Consider the following 15,209-nt stretch of genomic DNA (forward strand, 5'->3'; position numbering starts at 1 on the left):
TCATGCGTTTCTTTGTGACTGCATCCAGGGCTGCCTGTTCTTTGGCGTCCGTTTTGGTAGTGGGCCTTTCGGTTACCGCAAGTGAACCTGTGATCGACGGCGAAGCGGTGACTCGTATCAACGCGACGCTGGATTCGTTCGTGGAAGCTGGAGCCGTTGTCGGCGTCTCCGCGCTTATCTACGAGGATGGCGACGAGGTTTATTTCGGTGCCTTTGGAATGGCCGACGAAGAAGCCGGTTTGCCGATGTCTCGCGATACGATCGTGCAGATCTTTTCGATGACCAAGCCAATCACCGGCGTGGCGCTGATGCAGTTGCAGGAACGAGGCCTCTTTGAGTTGGACGATGACGTTGCCAAAGTCATTCCGTCTTTTGGCAATTTGATGGTTGCGACGGGGGTGGACGATTCCGGGGGCTTTCTCCTCGAATCGCCGAAGCGTCCCATGACAATCCGCGACTTAACTCGGCATACATCGGGGCTGGCGAATAGCGTTGATCACCCGATCGTCGGAACGCAGTTGAAAGAGCTGGACCCATTGAACCGTGACAACCGCTTGGCCGATGCTGTCGAGAAGTTCAGTCAGCTTCCTTTGATGTTTCATCCGGGGGAGCAGTGGGCGTACGGACCATCGGTCGATGTGCAGGCCCACATTGTGGAACGACTGTCGGAGATGAACTTCGCAGACTACCTCGACCAGAATGTTCTCCGCCCGCTGAAGATGAACGAGACTCGGTACGTGGTCCCCGAAATGGATCGAGATCGATTGGCAGCGGTCTACTGGCGGGACGATCAAACGGGGGAACTTTCGAAGAAGTCGGGTGACGAAGAATTCAATGCGAAACCCTGGCCACTGACACCAGCCGGTTGGGGTTTGACCTCGACGATCGACAATTACATGCGTTTCGCTCGCACGCTTTTGAATGAGGGTGAACTCGAGGGGGTTCGAATCTTGAAGGCCGAGACAGTTCAAGCGATGGCGACGAACCAGCTTTCAAACGAAGTCACCGAACGTTCTTGGCTTCCAAGCAAAGGACAAGTTGGGTTCGGCATTGATTTGGCGGTTCGCTTGCAGCCACCTGCTTCAAACGAAGAGAACAAAGGTGTGGTGGGCGAATTCTTTTGGGACGGAGCCGCTAGCACGCTGTTCTGGGTGGATCCGCAGAACGAACTGGCTGTGGTGTTGTTCGTTCAACTCAGACCATTTGACAAGGTTGGATTGCACAAGGCGTTTCGCGACGCCGTGTACGGCTCATGACAGGATCTGTCTGAACCAATGAACGTCTCTCAGCATTGACGCACCGGCTGCAAAGCCGGCTGGAGCGTCGCGCCCAGAACTCACTTCTTGTGAGCTTGAGGTGGACGGATCGCTGACTTGAATTGGCCAGGGAATGGCAAAGATCTCGAGGGATCGAAGATGGTTGTCAAACATCGTTTCAGATGCAGCCTACTGGCTGCGTCGTGTGAAACGTTGCTGGTTCTCATCTGTCGATCATGGCCCAAATCATCCTTCTCCGCACTCAAGTTTGTCTTATGAACCATTGGAAGAAGCCACTGCGATCTTTGGTGGTCATATTTGGTTGCTTCGTTTCAACCTCTTCGGCGGTTGCGCAGATCCCGATGTTAGAAACGAACGAAAAGCATCGAGTCGTGTTGCTAACCGACATTGGTGGCGATCGCGACGATGAGCAATCGTTCACGCGGTTCATGATGTACGCGGACCAATTTGATATCGAAGGGCTGATCGCGACGTCCATCCGAATCTTCCCGAAGGAAACACATCGACCGATCGATGGCGATCCGCAACCGGAGTATTTGGTGAGGGGGATTCAGGCGTATGCGACGGTTCGCCCCAATCTTCTCAAACACAGTTTTGGGTGGCCATCGGCCGAGGATCTGTTGCGAGTTATCCGCAAAGGCGTGAAGACCGGGCGAGACGCACCGTTCAACATTCGGACGGGGAGAGCCAGCACAGACAGCGGGCACTATCCGTTGGAGGAGTTGATTGGGGAGAGTTGTGACACGGACGCTTCTCGCCTCATCATCGACGTGGTCGATCGCGATGATTCTCGTCCGGTGTGGATCCCCGTTTGGGGAGGGACGGCCGAGTTGGCACAGGCTCTTTGGCGTGTCCGCAATGATCGCGATGAAGATGCCGTAAAACGTTTTGTTTCGAAGCTCCGCGTCTACACTTGGGGGCACCAGGATGCGACGGGACTCTGGATACAGGAGAACTTTCCAGACCTGTTCTATCTCGTTTCAACGGGCGGCATCGTCTACTCGGCTCCCCCCGAACTGCACACGGCGGAATGGCTCAATACTCATGTCCGGTTTCAACATGGTGCCTTTGGTGAACTCTGCCCGCTACGTCACGGCAAGCTTGGAGAAGCCGACTCACAAACCTTCTTGGGCCTGATTCCAAACGGTCTCAGCGACATGGAGCATCCTGACTGGGGCGGATGGGGCGGTCGCCTGCGTCCAACCTCGAACACGCGCAAGCAATGGGCCGACATTCCATCGAACCTATTGCCAAGCCAACTCGGCCACACGATCAGTCGTTGGGCTCCGCACTTCCAAAACGACTATCAGGCCAGGATGGATTGGTGCGTGAAAGAATTTGACGATGCGAACCATCCCCCCAGTCCCACGCTTTCCGGAGACGCCTCACGGAAGGCAATCGAGATTGTTGCGAAGCCAGGAGAACGCGTCGAACTGGATGCGACGGGCAGCACGGACATCGATGGCGACGCATTGTCTTATCAATGGCGCGTTTACCCGGAAGCCGGGACTTATCGAGGTGTGATCAAGATCCAGGACGCAAACCAAATGTCTGCGCACTTCATCGTTCCCGAAGATGCGGCGGGGACATCAACCCATGTTTTGCTGATCGTGTCCGATGACGGAACACCGTCGTTGACTCGTTACAGACGCCTGATTGTTTCGTGTGAAGGAGGGCGTTGATGTATGTCCCACTATCTGGCGGTGAAAGTGCAGATGGAAGCACGTTAACCGCTGGGCGTAAGCCCCGGTTCGCTCCACCAACAACCGCGGACAACGTCCTCCAGTTGACGCGTTGGTAGATCCAACCAATCGCCGTGCATCCAAATCGACACTGCAATTCTCTTCTTTGACCGATTCAAACCTGCTCACTACTACCGATTTCTATGAGGGAAGCCATGTATCACATTCCAATATCGTTTACGAATGCCATCGCCGCAGTGACGTTGGTTCTGCAAATCGCCTGCTTTGCCGGCACAGGCGTCGGCCAAGAACGCCAGTCTGTCGAACGCTGGGACACGTTTCAATTGGAGCTCAAGGGACCAACGACGGGCAACCCATACGTTGATGTCGAATTTGAAGCAGAGTTTTCGAAAGGCTCCAAAAGTGTCACGGTGCCTGGTTTCTACGACGGAGATGGCGTTTTTAAGATCCGCTTCTCTCCCGATGAAGTCGGTGAGTGGAGCTATGTCACCAATAGTGGTGCAAGTGACCTCAACGGACAGACGGGGGCATTTGATTGCAAAGAAGCCGTGGGCGACAACCATGGTCCGGTCAAGATTGTCAACACGCACTACTTTGAATATGCGGATGGCGAACCCGTGTACTTGGTTGGCACCACGGCTTATCAGTGGACCAGCGTCAAGCAGAGTGTCCAAGAGAAGACGGTTGAGACGCTCGCGACATCGCCGTTTAACAAAATTCGGATGTGCGTCTTCCCAAAATCGTATAACTATGGAAACGACACAGAGCCTTGGCAATATCCCTTTGAATCGAAATCAGACTTTGAAAAGCCAAATGTTGAGTTCTTTCAGAATTTGGATCAACGGGTGCGCGAACTTCGTGATCTGGGGATCCAGGCCGATGTCATTCTCTTTCATCCCTACGATCGCTGGGGATATCAGGAGATGGGTGCTGAGAACAACGCACGGTATGTCCGTTACTTGATCGCTCGGCTGTCCGCGTACCGGAATGTTTGGTGGTCGCTCGCTAATGAATGGGATATTCCACGTATCAAGGATGCCATTGATTGGGAGGGCATCGGAACTCTGCTGCAGAAAGAGGATCCGCATCAACGACTGCGAGGCATCCACAACTGGTACTATTCCGAGAGTCACTTTTACGATCACTCTCAACCATGGGTGACCCATGTCAGTGCGCAAACGTTCTTCTTTTTCAACGCGATTCCGTGGCGAGAGAAGTATGGCAAACCACTGATGTTCGACGAGATGCGATACGAAGGTGACGTTGCCAGCAGTTGGGGCAACATGTCGGCTGAGGAGATGACGAGCTACTTTTGGAAAGCCGGATTGAGCGGCGGATATGGCACGCACGGCGACACATTCCGAAATGATTCCGATAGTGAGACCGAAGTCCGTTGGTGGGCAAAGGGAGGAACGTTGCCAGGAAAGAGCCCGGATCGAATCGCATTCTTTCGCGAGATCATGGAGCAGGCTCCCGTCACCAAGATGTCACCTCGTTTGGTGAAGTTGAGTTCGAAACCGATTCCTGACGAGATTCCGGATCGGATGGATCGAAGCATCCTGAATGAATTGAACAACAACGTATTTGTCTTCAGTGAAGAGGGCGTCCACTACCTCGCGTACACGCAGGACGCTGGCCAAGCGATTGAATTGGATCTTCCGCCCGGCAAGAAGTATCGTTTCGAAGTCTTTGACACCTGGAACATGAAACGGGTCTCAGAGAAGGTAGTCGATGGCGGCGAGTTCAAATTCACGACCGAAATTCCATACACGGCGATTCGTCTGGTTTCGCTGTGAGTGCAACGATAGGAAGGCATTCCTTCGGGACCCCTTGCCAATTGAGTTGACGAGGAAGCTCACGTTTGGTCGTGTGAATTCTCAAATGAATATAGTTTTACAACCTGAGGGAGAATGATGCGGATTCTGTTTACTGGTGGGTCGGGCAAAGCCGGACGTCACGTCGTTGCTCATTTGGTCAAACAGGGGCACCGAGTTTTGAATCTCGACCTTGTTCCGTCCAATGTCGACGGTGTGTCTGATATCACGGTTGATTTAACCGATGCCGGGCAAGTCTTCTCCGCTTTCTCGGGGCTGACAGAATTGGACGATTTGGATGCAGATCCGGGAAGTCTTCGATTCGATGCGGTCATTCATTTTGCTGCGATCGCTCGGATCTTGCTGCGTCCCGATACAGAGTGTTTCCGGATCAACACGACTTCGACTTACAACGTTCTTGAAGCGGCAGTGAAGTTGGCGATTCCCAAGATTCTGTTCGCGTCTTCGGAAACGACCTACGGAGTCTGCTTCGCTCAGGGCGAAGTCAAGCCGAGCTATGTTCCGGTGGACGAACAGCATCCGACGGTGCCGCACGACGCTTACGCAATGTCAAAGGTTTGCAATGAAGCGTGCGGTCGTAGCTTCCAAGCTCGTTCGGGCACGGACATCTATGCCTTGCGAATCAACAACGTGATTGAACCTCATGAGTACGAGGAATTGGTTCCTCAATGGAACAGCGATGCTTCGTGCAGACGTCGCAACATCTTCGCGTACATCGACACGCGTGACCTGAGCCACTTTGTGGAACGTGCTTTGGCGACCGATGGACTTGGGTATCAGGTATTCAACGTTGCCAACGAAGATTCTTCGGTGGGAATGTCGAGCGCCGAAGTGATCAAGGATTTCTACGCCGATGTCCCTCAGCGACGGGAGCTTGGTGAATACGAAACGTTCTATTCCATCGACAAGGCAAAAGAGATGCTGGGATTCTCACCGCAATCACGCTGGCGAAACGCGTGATGATTTTACTCTCAGTTCTTCCCTATCCTTTTCAACTACAGGTCATCGCATCATGAACAGAGCATTCCGTTTTCGTTTCGTCACTCTTTCGTGCATGTTGGTGACGTTGCTGTCGGGGAGGTCGGCGGTTGGACAAGAAAAGATTGACGTGTTGTTGATCACGGGCCAATCGTCCAAGTACCACAACTGGCAAGTCCAAAGCACGGCATTCGAACGAATTCTCAAGGACGCTGGGTTGTTTGAAGTGAAAACGCTGACGACCCCCGCATCAGGCGAAGACATGTCAGGGTTTGATCCGGTGTGGAGCGACTACGACGCGGTGTTGCTGGATTACGAAGGCGACGATTGGCCCGATGCCACGAAGAAGTCGTTTGATGAGTATATGAAACAGGGAGGTGGCTTGGTCGTCGTTCACGCAACCAATAACGCATTCCCGCAGTGGCAAGCCTTCCTTGAAATGACCGGGCTGGGCGGCTGGGGGGGACGCACGGAAGAGTGGGGGCCGAAGGTTCGTTGGCGGGACGGAAAGACTGTCTTGGACATGTCTTCAGGTACCGCCGTGCACCCGTCGCGTCATGACTTTCCGGTCGTCTCCCGTGCACCGGATCATCCGATCATGAAGGGGTTGCCATCGATGTGGATGCATGCAAACGACGAGCTGTATTCGCAACTTCGCGGACCCGCGAATGATTTGACTGTGCTGGCGACCGCGTCGGCAGTTACGTCGATGCGCAACGGCACCGGCGAGAACGAGCCTATCTTGATGACGATCCAGTACGGAAAGGGCCGTGTCTTTCACACCACGCTTGCGCACGTCGGTCCCAATCAAAAGGAACCGGTCGACTCGCTGCAGTGTGTCGGGTTCATCACAACTCTCCAGCGTGGCACGGAGTGGGCAGCCACCGGAACAGTGACCCAAAAGGTTCCAGAGGATTTTCCAACCGCAGATCACACCTCGCTTCGTCAATAGTTCATCACCCATCCCCAAATTTGAAAGTACGTTCCCGTGCCGAGATTAAACCGTCAACTTTCTTTCCTTGTTCTTTGCGTGACCCTCGCGATCGCTGGCGTTGCAAACGCAGACAAGCCTCGTCTGTATGTTTTGACCGACATCGAAAATGAGCCCGACGATGCGATGTCGTTGGTTCGATTGCTGACCTACGCCAACCAGATCGACATCGAGGGGCTGGCCGCGACGACTTCGGTACACCAGCAACGGCGGACGGCACCGGATCGGATTCGCCGAATCGTCAAGGCTTACGGTGAAGTTCGTGACAACTTGGAAAAGCACGAACCGGGGTTTCCGACTGCGGACGAACTTCTTGACCGCGTGACGGAAGGTCTTGCTGTTTATGGCATGCAAGGCGTTGGTGCGGGCAAGGATTCCGAAGCATCCGACGACTTGATTCAGGCCGTCGATCGCGAGGACTCTCGTCCAATTTGGGTGACGGCCTGGGGCGGGCCAAGCGTGCTGGCTCAGGCATTGTGGAAAGTTCGAGAGACCCGCACCGCCGATGAACTGAAAGCGTTCATCCAGAAAATTCGCGTTTATACAATCTCGGACCAGGACGACAGCGGCCCATGGATCCGCGAGCAGTTCCCGGATCTGTTTTATGTCGCCAGCCCAGGGTTCTATCCGGGCGGCGCCTATCAGCATGCAACTTGGAGTGGGATCAGCGGTGACTATTTTCATGCCCGTTGCGACGGAGCGGATTTCTCGTTGGTGACCAACGAATGGCTCGACAAGAACATTCGTCGCAAAGGGCCACTCGGCGAGGAGTACCCGCATTGGGAATACTTGATGGAGGGTGACACGCCGTCCTTTTTGAATCTAATCGACAATGGTTTGAACGAATCTGAACACCCGGATTGGGGTGGATGGGGCGGACGCTACGAGTTGTACACACCGCGAATGCAGAAGTGGTTTTTGCAGGCCGAGACTCGTCCGTTCTGGTCCAACGCCGAGGACGAAGTGTTGGGAATAGACGGCCGTTGGCATCGCGGCAACCACGAAACGATCTGGAGATGGCGAGAGGCTTACCAAAACGATTTCTCCGCACGAATGGACTGGACGATCAAATCCGTGGAAGATGCAAATCATCCTCCGGTCGTGAATTTGGCGCACGCGAATCGTCTGACCGCGAAGAAGGGCGACGTCGTTGAATTGAGTGCGAATGGATCCAGCGATCCGGATGGTGATCTTCTGTCTTATGAATGGTTCTACTACCCAGAAGCAGGAAGCTTCCTTTGCTCGAGTGGCACGAACGCTCGTCCAGTCGTAATCAATGGATTTGACAACGAGACAGCTTCGTTCACCGTTCCGACGCGAACAGTGATGCCGCCGGGCACTGGTACCATGCATTTCATCGTGGCGGTCACGGATCATGGTTCACCTCGGCTGACCCGCTACGCTCGTGTGATCGTGGATGTTGTGAAATGACCAACCGCTTGGTGAGATGTCTGCTTGCTTTGTGTGTCCTGGCCGGTGTTAGTCGGCCTGTAGCGGCGCAAGATGCTTTGGTGTCAGACGTCGGCGAGCGGCATCGAGTCATCGTTTCGACCGATATCGGCGGGACGGACCCGGATGACTTTCAGTCGATGGTGCACTTGTTGTTGTATGCGGATGTGCTGGACATCGAAGGTCTCATTGCTTCGCCTTTTGGTGATGGGCGAAAGAGCGATATCCTGCGAGTGATCGATTGCTATGAAGCGGACTATCGCAATCTGCAGAAGCATTCCGATGGCTATCCCACGGCAGATCAACTCCGCGGAATCACCAAGCAAGGTGAAATCGAGCGGGCTCCGTACGCGGGTTTCCGCAAGTCAACCGAAGGGTCTCGCTGGATCATCAAGTGTGCAAATCGCGAGGATTCGCGTCCGCTGCATGTGTTGGTATGGGGCGGTTTGGAGGATCTGGCTCAGGCACTGCACGACTCGCCCGGCATCTTGCCGAAGTTGCGTGTGCACTGGATTGGTGGCCCCAATAAAAAGTGGTCGGCCGACGCGTACCAGTACATCGTTGCCAACCATCCGCAATTGTGGATGATCGAATCGAACTCGACGTACCGAGGTTGGTTTGTCGGCGGGAATCAATCGGGTGACTGGAGCAACAAAGGCTTCGTCGCATCGAAAATCGAAGGCCGAGGAAAGCTCGGTGAATTCTTTGTGCGTCAAATGGCCGACATCAAAATGGGTGACACACCCACGGTCGCTTGGTTGTTGCACGGAGACCCTTCTGATCCATCCAAGCCCAGTTGGGGTGGACGCTTTGTCCGAGCCTGGGAACGACCGATGCTTCGTCTTGACCGTATGCCAGTCGAAGAAGGTCGAATGGATATCTTTGGCGTTTTGGAGTTGGGGCTAGCGATCGATTCAAGCGATCGTCCATCGAAGGCAGTCTTGGTGGTCGAGAACCAGCGTTTGGAAGGTCACCTTGGTGAGGACTCGACGGTTCGATTTCGGTTTTGTCCCAAGGCCGCCAAGCGATACGACTTTCGAATCGAGAGCGACTCAACAGTGCTGAACGGTCAACGCGGATCAATCACGGTTGTGAACTCGTCAACAAAGCTCGCCAATCAACCGTCCGCGGACTTACCGAATTGGTGGACGGACGACCCAGCCATGGGGGCCTCGGAGGGGCCTCATCGCGGTGCGAAAACCGTCAATCGTTGGCGGGAAGACTACCTGCACGATTTCGAGTTGCGATTGAATCGCTGTCTTCCTTGAAAGTCGACGCCCCGGCGATCGCTTGTGACAAATCGCTGCGTTTGTGCCCCCTCGAACGAAACTGCCTGCCGGAACTGGCACGACTTTTCCATACCGTTTGATACAGTCTTTTGCTGCGTGTTGACGGTGGAAGCTCGGTCGATCTAGACATTGTCAACGAAGGCACGCAGCAGCATGGATGCCATTCAGCTGAAAATGTCTTGTCGGGGACCGCGAAAAGCATGGATCAGTTCTCTTCTTACCCCGCCGAAATGGCGGCGGTGCTGGCGAAACAATGGGAATCGCTTGGGTTTCCGTTGGAGTTGCTTCCGTCGACAGCGTCCATGGTTTCTTTGTTGGATGTTTGCTATCAAGCAAGCTTGTTGCGGGAGGAAGACACGCCGGTTCGTTGTCGCGTGATTTACGCGAGTCCCACTCAATTGCGAGGCATGGTGATCCAGGAACCTCAGCCGCATGTGTTGTCATTTGCGGAACCAGCGATCCTAAGCCCGCACAATTTGAGAAAGTTGTATGCTGCGGCGGACTTCTATCGTGCAGCGCTCGCCGTCACGACAGATGAGTCGGGCGCGTTGGTGATTTGGGGCTTGGTGGTGACCGGAACCGAATGGGTCAACCGAGTTGAAGGCAGTCGTTTTGACGGTGTTTCGCTGCCTCCCAATTTGGTTGTCCAAGCGATCCGGCCCGGGCACTTGGTTGCATCTTCGGGGTACATGCGAGTTCTCGAGACCAACCAAGGCCAGTTGTTGATCGATGGATTTGATCCGTTTCGATCGACATGGATCTCGGGCCGATTCTCAAGCGTACGGGAGGCAATGCTCAGTCGGCTTCCGGAGGACCATGTCAACAACTCTGTCACCACCAAGGTTTGCGAATCTTTTGTACGAGATTTGGCACAAAGTGTTGTTCGGCGCGTACTTCGATTGGTCCGCAATCGACGGCACGGCGGACTGATGGTCGTGCTGCCAAACGGGGCGCACGAAGATGGAACGTGCGAGCGATGGTTGCGTTTTCGCGTTCAGTTTCAGTCCGATGATTCGACGCTGCTCTACCACGGCATGATGGTGCGATTGATGGCAAGAGCTTTGGAGGTCGCGAAAACGCGGCAGCTGGCCATTTTGACTTGGAGCGACTACCAGCAATTCCGTGACGCGGAGCTGCGACGCTTTGACGATCAGTTGATCGATTTCAGCCACTTTCTGGCGGACATGATGACGGTTGATGGAGCATTGATTCTCGACCATAGCTTTCGATTGATCGGATTCGGCGGAGAGATTCTTGGCGACACGCCCGTCCAAACGATTCATCGAGCGACTGACATCGAGGGGCACCAGACCGTTGCTGAACGAGCCGATTCGGCTGGTACGCGACATCGCTCGGCCTACCGTTTGGTCAACGGGCTGAACCAGTCGATTGCCGTGGTGGTTTCGCAAGATGGCGACGTTCGATTCGTCGCTCACCACAATGGAAAGCTCACCTACTGGCCATATTTGCCGTAGTCGAGTGTCTTCACCAAGGCCGTTGAGATTTTCGCGAAAGCTTGGTTTGAACTCAATTTGTGACCTCCAAACCGTTGACCGCTGCGGCTGATTCAGCTAGCATTGATCGCAGATCAACGATAAAGAAAAATGAGGCAACGGTTTGGCAAAGACAACGAAGAAGAAATCCTGCGATTCAACTCCGGTGAAGCTGAAAAGCGATCCCACGGCGGAGGATTTCGCCAAGCTCGCGTGGGCGATCGCTCATCCGGCTCGCGTGCAGATCGTTCGGTTTCTGATCGGTCGAGAAGCGTGTATGTGCGGCGAGATTGTGAATCAGTTGCCGCTTGCACAGTCGACCGTTTCACAGCATTTAAAGATCCTGAAAGAGTCTGGATTGATCCAGGGCGAGGTGGATGGCCCGAAGGTGTGTTACTGCATCAACGAAGACCGTCTGCAGGAGCTCAAATCATTCGTCACCGAGCTTTAGTCGATGTTCACGTCGCCTCGCCATTTCGCCGCAATGATGGCCACCGGGGCGTGTGTGCTTTTTTGCCTGTTCTCGATTGAGAACGCTCAGGCGGAACCGGAAGAGTATTTCGCCATCCGCGTCGTGGATCGCGAAACCGGTCGCGGCATCCCGTTGGTCGAACTGCGAACGACGGACAAGGCTCAATATTTCACCGATAGCAACGGTTATGTCGCGTATCGTGAACCTGGTTTGATGGACCAGCAGGTTTGGTTTGATGTCAGCAGTTGGGGCTACGAAAGTCCGGTTGGTCCGTACGGAACAACCGGCGTCGCACTAACAACCACACCCGGAAGCGAATCCGTCGTGGAACTCCAACGGACAAATGTCGCGGAGCGTTTGTACCGACAAACCGGAGTCGGTATCTACCGAGATACTATGTTGCTTGGCAAGACGCCACCCCTGGACGTTCCGTTGGTCAACGGGCAAGTGGCGGGATCTGACTCGGTTCAGACCGTGATCTACAACGGCAAAATGCGTTGGTTCTGGCAGGACACGAACCAGGTGAAGTTTGCCTTGGGGAATTACAGCATGACGGGTGCGACGTCGCCATTGCCGCTTGAATTGAATGCGAACATTGGCATTCCTTTCACTTATTTCCTGCGTCAGCCTGGCGGATTCGTTCGCCCAATGGCGCGTGTGGAACAAGATGGCAACCATCCGATTTGGGTCGATGGTTTGATGGTCGTGCGTGACGGCAACCAACGGGAGCGGTTGGTTGCCCGCTACGTGGCCGCTCGCAAGGATTTCTCAGTCGCTCAGACCGGATTGATGGTCTACGACGATGCCGGAGACGTCTTCATCGAACACCGTCGTCTGCCGCTACCCACTGAGTCACCCCTGTACCCTCGAGATCATCCGATACGAGTGACAGCGAATGGAACGGAATACTTTTACATTGGCGCTCCACCAACCGTTCGCGTGCACGCTGATTTTGACTCGGTGACAAATCCGAGCGAATACGAAGGTTTGACTTGCTACGCCGCCGATGGTTCGATCGATCGTGATCAAGGTGGGCGGATTCGATTCAGTTGGAAACAAGGACAGCAACCAATCTCGCAAAATCAGGTCGATACGCTGATTCGCGAAGGATTGCTCGAACCGGAAGAAGCACCGTTTGCATTACGAGACGTTGCCTCAAACAACCCGGTTCGTGTGGCGAATGGGTCGGTTGCCTGGAATCCTTTCTTGAAGCGATGGACGATGCTCTTCTGCGAGCAAGGCGGTGATAGCTTCTTGGGTGAGGTCTGGTTTGCGACAGCGAATGCACCCGAAGGCCCGTGGGTTGATTGCCGGAAGGTGGCGACTCATGCCAGACCAGGACAGAACATGGATTTCTACAATCCCAAGCAACATCCCGAGTTGATGCGGGATGGCGGACGAACAATTTTCTTTGAAGGAACGTTCGTCAATACATTCTCGGGAACGACGGTTCCCGTTCCCCGGTACAATTACAATCAATTGATGTACCGTCTTGATGTGTCTGATGAACGCATCGAGATGCTGAGTCCGCCGCCGGGATTGACCTTCGCACAAGCGTCTGAGCCATCGGCATCAGCCGACTGAAACGTCGGTCGAGATTGCAATCAGGGACGAGGTCCGGGGACCCAGGTCACACCGAAATGGAATCGGTTGGAGCGGCCTGAACTGTCAAGGTCGACCAATCCAACGCCGTAGTCTCCTCGAGCGATCAGGACGTCGCTGATTTGGAAGCGTGCTCCAACGCCGGTGCTCATTGCAAATTCGTAAGCGTTTTCAGCAGCGATTGGATCGTCCAAGTAGCCGTTGGCCAGATCGGCGAATCCGTACATCCTCAAAACTCGTGGTTGTCGTTCGCATCCCCAGCGTTTCGTACGCGGACCGAATTCGAAGTTTGCGATCCACCCATGATCGGCATTGAACTCACGTTGATCAAACCCACGCAGCGAGTCATAGCCGCCGATGCCAAGCATCTCGCTAAACAGCAATCGCTCCGAGGCTACCTGGCCGGTGAATCGACTGAGTAGTTGGTAATTCCGTCCCACAAAACGTGATTCTTCCAAACGCAACCGCCCGTAGGCGTAGTCGGGTGAGGTGCCCGGACGGATCGTGTTGAAAGCTTCTGAGGAGTGAGGTCCGGACATTCCTCCGCCGGGACCAAAAAAGCTCTCCAGTCTGAGAACCGCGTACTCCTCGGGTTGTTCACCCCGGACGACACGATCGAATTTCAGGCTGATTTGGAACAAGTCAGCTGCTGAGTCGGAGACAGTGGAACCAGCGAATTCCAAGTTGTTGTCCGTGCTCTTGAAGTCAAACCCGAGTTGAAGATTGGCAATGTCTTTTCGAGTTCGAATCAGGTGCCGAGTGATCCCGCCTCCCAACTGCCAGCTCTGGCCGTCTTGATTGAGGCCACCGCCCAACTTTGGCGAAACATTTGCCAAGCTACCGAAAGTGTTCGCGGACCATCTGCGAATGATGGGGTGAGAGTAGCTCAACGAGTGAGCGTGCAGGTATCGGAACTCTTGGTCGGATGTGTACTGGTAGCCCAGGATGCCGCCTTTGCCGAACATGTTGCCCATGGTGAAGCCAGCGAAGAGCCGTCCGTAGTTCAACGTTTCCACACCTGTGTCATCCGCTCCGATGTATCCGCGGATTGGTCGAACATCATGACTTTCGAAAATGACGTCGGTTGTTCCAGGCTGAGTCCCTTTGTCGAAATCGACCGTGACACGTCGAAACGGATTTTGGTTGAGCCACAACAAGTCATTTTCAATGGGCGGCTCATAGAGCCGATCGCCAATGCGTGTGCATTTAATCCATCGGGAGAGTTCCTCGCGATCGAAATAGCACCCGGGTTGGATCCTGATGTCACCAACCCTGGATTCGATGACTACCAAATGGACGGTGCCGCCCGTGATGCGTTGCTCAGGGATTTGCACATCAACAATCGGGAACTTGCACTTTCGATAGTGCAGGATGAGTTCTTTGGCAAGCATGTTCAGCTTGCGAAGCGTGATCGTACCACCTAGGTAGCGTTGAACGATTTGGCGAGTCCCCTCGCCGTACAACACCGATCGACAGACATCGAAGTCGTAGTGAATGCCTTCGAGCGAATCGATGGACTTGTCCTTGATGATCTTGTCGGCCGAGTTGACGAACCGGACCGAATCCCAGGATTGGACTAGGACGCGGTCATCACCTTTGACATCTGGCTCATCTTGCTCTGGCAAATCGGCCGGCGGGATCTGCCGAAGCAGATTGTCGGCTTCGGTTGCTGCACGCGGTGCGTAACGATCGTAGTTTTGAGCAGATGCTGGAACGCCACAAAGTAGCACCATGCCAACGGCGAAGACTGCTCGAATGACTGCGCGCCGATTGATCGACACGGAATGCTGTGTTTGCCCCACAACGCAACTTCCTTGTATAGCCCCGTTTTGTAAGCCGTGTGCCGACGACTCACTTCCCCTTCGATTAGGGATTTCGTTTTCACCAGAAGGATCGAATCAATCTTCTGATTCCGAAACCGAATCGCATCTTCCATTGAGGTCGTCTTGTGATTGCTGAACGGGTTATGCGGCCATTTGCCGACTGAACAGATGTGTTAGGAGGCAGTGCAACCGATGCAGCCGGTTCATATTGCCTCGTGGGAAGGGTTTTCCTGCGTTCCTTAGGTCATAGAAAACAGAGGGGCGGTAAAAATCGGCGAAGATTCCCTAGGTTGGTGC

General features: G+C 54.3%; 11 protein-coding genes. 10 read left to right on the top strand and 1 reads right to left on the bottom strand.

Annotated features, from left to right (window positions below):
* Positions 1–2: 2 nt before the first annotated feature.
* The 10 genes from B2R17_RS23750 (at position 3) to B2R17_RS23795 (ending at position 13,071) form a co-directional block, all read left to right on the top strand.
* Positions 3–1,256 (top strand): serine hydrolase domain-containing protein, encoded by a 1,254-nt coding sequence (locus B2R17_RS23750; protein WP_286765965.1) that lies wholly within the window; start codon positions 3–5, stop codon positions 1,254–1,256.
* Between the two features lie 362 nt (positions 1,257–1,618).
* Positions 1,619–2,959, top strand: a complete 1,341-nt coding sequence (locus B2R17_RS23755) for a nucleoside hydrolase-like domain-containing protein (RefSeq protein ID WP_286765966.1) — start codon at positions 1,619–1,621, stop codon at positions 2,957–2,959.
* Between the two features lie 215 nt (positions 2,960–3,174).
* Positions 3,175–4,776, top strand: a complete 1,602-nt coding sequence (locus B2R17_RS23760) for a DUF5060 domain-containing protein (RefSeq protein WP_286765967.1) — start codon at positions 3,175–3,177, stop codon at positions 4,774–4,776.
* A 114-nt stretch (positions 4,777–4,890) separates the two neighbouring features.
* Positions 4,891–5,775, top strand: a complete 885-nt coding sequence (locus B2R17_RS23765) for an NAD-dependent epimerase/dehydratase family protein (RefSeq protein ID WP_286765968.1) — start codon at positions 4,891–4,893, stop codon at positions 5,773–5,775.
* A gap of 52 nt (positions 5,776–5,827) precedes the next feature.
* Complete coding sequence (locus tag B2R17_RS23770) at positions 5,828–6,745, top strand: ThuA domain-containing protein (RefSeq protein WP_286765969.1); 918 nt, start codon at positions 5,828–5,830, stop codon at positions 6,743–6,745.
* 78 nt (positions 6,746–6,823) lie between these two features.
* The gene (locus B2R17_RS23775) at positions 6,824–8,215 is read left to right on the top strand and encodes a nucleoside hydrolase-like domain-containing protein (protein ID WP_286765970.1); all 1,392 of its coding nucleotides are present in this window, start codon (positions 6,824–6,826) and stop codon (positions 8,213–8,215) included.
* Positions 8,212–9,501: a DUF1593 domain-containing protein gene (locus B2R17_RS23780; RefSeq protein ID WP_286765971.1), complete on the top strand. Its 1,290-nt coding sequence runs from the start codon at positions 8,212–8,214 to the stop codon at positions 9,499–9,501. The genes B2R17_RS23775 and B2R17_RS23780 overlap by 4 nt, the downstream gene beginning before the upstream one ends.
* 110 nt (positions 9,502–9,611) lie before the next feature.
* Entirely contained in the window at positions 9,612–10,997 is a 1,386-nt protein-coding gene (locus B2R17_RS23785) for a putative sensor domain DACNV-containing protein (RefSeq protein ID WP_286765972.1), read from the top strand.
* A gap of 184 nt (positions 10,998–11,181) precedes the next feature.
* On the top strand, positions 11,182–11,466 hold the full coding sequence (locus B2R17_RS23790; RefSeq protein ID WP_414707398.1) for an ArsR/SmtB family transcription factor: 285 nt from the start codon (positions 11,182–11,184) through the stop codon (positions 11,464–11,466).
* 3 nt (positions 11,467–11,469) lie between these two features.
* Positions 11,470–13,071, top strand: coding sequence for a hypothetical protein (locus B2R17_RS23795; protein WP_286765974.1), 1,602 nt, complete (start codon positions 11,470–11,472; stop codon positions 13,069–13,071).
* 20 nt (positions 13,072–13,091) lie between these two features.
* Here B2R17_RS23795 and B2R17_RS23800 read toward each other — a convergent pair whose 3' ends face one another.
* A complete protein-coding gene (locus B2R17_RS23800) occupies positions 13,092–14,891 on the bottom strand; it encodes a ShlB/FhaC/HecB family hemolysin secretion/activation protein (RefSeq protein ID WP_339886772.1) in 1,800 nt (599 codons plus the stop codon).
* Between the last annotated feature and the right edge of the window lie 318 nt (positions 14,892–15,209).

It is taken from the genome of Rhodopirellula sp. UBA1907, assembly GCF_002337565.1.
GTDB classification, from domain to species: Bacteria; Planctomycetota; Planctomycetia; order Pirellulales; family Pirellulaceae; genus Rhodopirellula; species Rhodopirellula europaea.